The organism is Segeticoccus rhizosphaerae, assembly GCF_009192725.1.
Classification (GTDB): domain Bacteria; phylum Actinomycetota; class Actinomycetes; order Actinomycetales; family Dermatophilaceae; genus Segeticoccus; species Segeticoccus rhizosphaerae.
In genome coordinates this window covers 1-887 of record NZ_VOHR01000632.1, presented here as the reverse complement: position 1 = coordinate 887, position 887 = coordinate 1, and the positions used below count along the sequence as shown (strand labels likewise).

The window sequence follows — 887 nt, the reverse complement described above, 5'->3', positions numbered from 1 at the left end:
TGATCGCGTCGACGCCGAGCAGCTCGGCGGTGCCCACGACGACCGTGTTGCTGCGCGGCTGCACCTCGACGACATAGCGCGGGGCGCCGTCGGCAGCCGGCCGCTGCAGGTGCAGGCCCCGCCGCTGGCCCACGGTGAAGGCGTAGGCGCCCCGGTGCTCCCCCACGACCGTCCCGTCCGTGTCCACGATCTGTCCCGGCTCCTCACCGAGCCGTTGCACGAGCCAGCCACGGGTGTCGCCGTCGGCGATGAAGCAGATGTCGTGGCTGTCGGGCTTGGAGGCGACGTAGAAGCCGCGCTCCTTCGCCTCGGCCCGGATCTGCGGCTTGGTGGTGTCGCCGAGCGGGAAGAACGACTGGGCGAGCTGGTCGGCGTCGAGCACGCCCAGGACGTAGGACTGGTCCTTGGCCATGTCGACCGCCCGGTGCAGCTCGCGTGAGCCGTCCGGTGCCTCGACGATCTGCGCGTAGTGGCCCGTGGCGACGGCATCGAATCCGAGTGCGACCGCCTTGTCCAGCAGGGCTGCGAACTTGATCTTCTCGTTGCAGCGCAGACACGGGTTGGGGGTGCGCCCCGCGGCGTACTCGGCCACGAAGTCCTCGATGACGTCGTCCTTGAACCGCTCTGCCATGTCCCAGACGTAGAACGGTATGCCGAGCACGTCCGCCACGCGCCGCGCGTCACCCGCGTCCTCGATGGTGCAGCAGCCCCGTGCTCCCTCCCGCAGCGTCTTGGCCGACTGGCTCAGGGCCAGGTGCACGCCGACGACGTCGTGTCCGGCGTCGAGCATCCGACCCGCCGCGACGGCGGAGTCCACTCCCCCGCTCATGGCGGCGACCACACGCATCAGCCGGCCCTCCTCGCCGTCGCGGCCCGCGCCCGGCGGG

1 protein-coding gene is annotated in these 887 nt (G+C 71.4%); it reads right to left on the bottom strand.

Annotated elements, in window-relative coordinates; translation table 11 throughout:
* Positions 1-847 (bottom strand): tRNA 2-thiouridine(34) synthase MnmA (gene mnmA, locus FRW57_RS22210; protein ID WP_152187102.1); only part of this gene is annotated, 847 nt, incomplete at its 3' end.
* Positions 848-887 lie beyond the last annotated feature (40 nt).